Raw genomic sequence first — 2122 nt, forward strand, 5'->3', positions numbered from 1 at the left:
CTGGGCGCGCAGCCCGGCGTCGCCCCGCGCCGACAGCGGCCACGGCAGCGCGGCGCCGCCCGCGAGCGCCGCGGGCGGTTCCGCCGGTGCGGTCCGCGCCGGCTCCGCGTCCGCCAGCGCCTGCTCCAGCACGACGTGCACGTTGGTGCCGCTGATGCCGAAGGACGACACGCCCGCGCGGCGGGGCCTGCCCGCGTCCGGCCAGGGCCGGGCCTCGGTGAGCAGCCCCACGGCGCCGGAGTCCCAGTCCACGTGCGGCGTCGGCTCGGCGGCGTGCAGGGTCGGCGGCAGGACGCCGTGCCGCATCGCCTCCACCATCTTGATCACACCGGCGACTCCGGCGGCGGCCTGGGCGTGCCCGATGTTGGACTTGACCGTCCCGAGCCACAGCGGGGCGCCGGGCGGGCGGGTCCGCCCGTAGGTCGCGAGCAGCGCCCGCGCCTCGATGGGGTCGCCCAGTTCCGTTCCGGTCCCGTGCGCCTCGACCGCGTCGACCTCCGCGGCGGTGAGCCGGGCGTCGGCCAGCGCGCCCCGGATGACGGCGCGCTGCGCGGGCCCGCTCGGCGCGGTCAGCCCGTTCGACGCGCCGTCGGAGCCCATCGCCGAGCCGCGGACGACGGCCAGGACGCGGTGGCCGCGCCGCCGCGCGTCCGCCAGCCGCTCGACGAGCAGCACGCCCACGCCCTCGCCGAGTCCGGTCCCGTCCGCCGCGGCCGAGAACGCCTTGCACCGGCCGTCCGGCGACAGCCCCCGCAGCCGGGAGAACTCGACGAGCAGCCCCGGGCCGGACATGACGGTCGCGCCGCCGACGAGCGCCAGCCCGCACTCGCCGGCGCGCAGGGCGCGCACGGCGAGGTGCAGCGCGGTCAGCGACGACGAGCACGCCGTGTCCACCGACACCGAGGGGCCCTCGAAGCCGAAGACGTGCGAGAGCCGCCCGGAGGCGACGGCCGGGAGCGTGCCGGTCAGGACGTGGCCCGCCACGTCCGGGCCGGCGTGGCCCATGCGCGGGCCGTAGTCCTGCGCCATCACGCCGACGTACACGCCGGTGTCGCCGCCGCGCAAGGGCGCCGGGTCGATCCCGGCCCGCTCGAACGCCTCCCAGGACACCTCCAGCAGCAGCCGCTGCTGCGGGTCCATCGCGAGCGCCTCACGGGGCGTGATGCCGAAGAACGCGGCGTCGAAGGCGTCCGCGGCGTCGAGGAAGCCGCCCGCGCGGGCGTACACGGTGCCCGGCCGGCCCGGGTCGGGGTCGTGCAGGGCGGGGTCCCAGCCGCGGCCGTCCGGGAACGGGCCGATCGCGTCCCGCCCGCCGGCGACCGTCCGCCACAGGTCCTCCGGGGAGGCGATGCCGCCCGGGAGACGGCAGGCCGTGCCGACGATCGCGATCGGCTCCGCGGCCCGCTCCTCCAGCGTCCGCACCCGCCGGTTCGCCCGGCGGAGGTCGGCGGTGACCCGCTTGAGGTGGTCCAGCAGCTTGCCCTCGTTGCTCATTCGGTCCCCGCTCAGCTCAGGACTTGCCCAGCTCGTTCTCGATGATCTGGAAGAGTTCGTCGGCCGTGGTGGCGCCGAGGTCGTCGTCGAGCCCGTCCTCGAACCCGCCGCCGGTCCCGTCGCCGGGGCCGCCGTTCCCGCCCGCGTCGGCGGCGCGGCCCCACCGGCCCGAAAGCGTCCGCAGCCGCTCCGCGACGGCGTCCCGCTCGTCCTCCGCGAGGTCGAGCGTCGCCAGTTCGGCCTCCCACCGGTCCAGGTCCTCCAGCAGGCCGGTCGCGGTCGGTGCGCGGTCGGGCACCAGCTCGGCGCGGACGACCTCGGCGAGGTCGGCGGGCCGGGGATGGTCGTAGACCAGGGTGGCGGGCAGCCGCAGGCCGGTCCGGGCCGCCAGCCGGTTGCGCAGCTCGACGGCGGTGAGCGACTCGAACCCGAGCTCCTCGAACGTGCGCGCCGGGTCCACGGCGTCGGCCGACGGGTACGCGAGCACCGCGGCGGCCTCCCGGCGGATCAGGTCGAGCAGGAACGCCCGCTGCTCCGCCGGGGAGAGGACGGCGAGCCGGTCGGCCGGGCGGCCGGCGCCCGCGTCCGGCTCGGCGGCCGGTGCCGCGTCCCGCGCCCGGGGGCGGCG

2 protein-coding genes are annotated in these 2122 nt (G+C 78.4%); both read right to left on the minus strand.

The window, feature by feature from the left end; translation table 11 throughout:
• Positions 1-1494: beta-ketoacyl synthase N-terminal-like domain-containing protein (locus tag ACFQ11_RS37605; protein ID WP_378307716.1), on the minus strand; the 1494-nt coding region annotated here is incomplete at its 3' end.
• A gap of 16 nt (positions 1495-1510) precedes the next feature.
• Positions 1511-2122, minus strand: a 612-nt coding sequence (locus ACFQ11_RS37610) for a phosphopantetheine-binding protein (protein WP_378307717.1), incomplete at its 5' end; no start/stop codon positions are given.

The sequence above is a fragment of the Actinomadura sediminis genome (assembly GCF_042675525.1).
GTDB classification, from domain to species: Bacteria; Actinomycetota; Actinomycetes; order Streptosporangiales; family Streptosporangiaceae; genus Spirillospora; species Spirillospora sediminis.